This window comes from Streptomyces sp. AB3(2024), assembly GCF_041862025.1.
Taxonomy (GTDB): Bacteria; Actinomycetota; Actinomycetes; order Streptomycetales; family Streptomycetaceae; genus Streptomyces.
Genome location: NZ_JBGWAB010000370.1, coordinates 1 through 335, shown reverse-complemented (window position 1 = coordinate 335; position 335 = coordinate 1). Strand labels below are relative to the sequence as shown.

Below are 335 nucleotides of genomic sequence, written 5' to 3'. Positions count from 1 at the left end.
CCGCGGCCGATGCCGCAGACGGTGCGGTTGCCGTACATGTCGTTGAGGGTGGCGAAGGTGGAGGCGGTGACCTCCCAGGTGCGGGTGCCCGGGTTGGTGACCATCGGACCGATGTGGAGCTTCTGCGTGTTGGCGAGGATCTGGCTGTAGATGACGAACGGCTCCTGCCACAGCACGGCGGAGTCGAAGGTCCAGCCGTAGCGGAAGCCGTTGCGTTCGGCACGCTTCATCAGGCTGATGACCTGGGAGGCGGGCGGGTCGGTCTGCAGGACGAGGCCGAAGTCCATGCGTCGCTCCTTGCTGGGGAGTGCGGGCGCCGGGGCGTGCGGGCCCCG

General features: G+C 68.7%; 1 protein-coding gene. It reads right to left on the bottom strand.

Annotation, left to right across the window (positions count from 1 at the left end; all coding sequences use genetic code 11):
• On the bottom strand, positions 1 to 287 hold a 287-nt coding region (locus ACEPPI_RS40815; protein ID WP_373920286.1), incomplete at its 3' end, for an LLM class flavin-dependent oxidoreductase.
• Between the last annotated feature and the right edge of the window lie 48 nt (positions 288 to 335).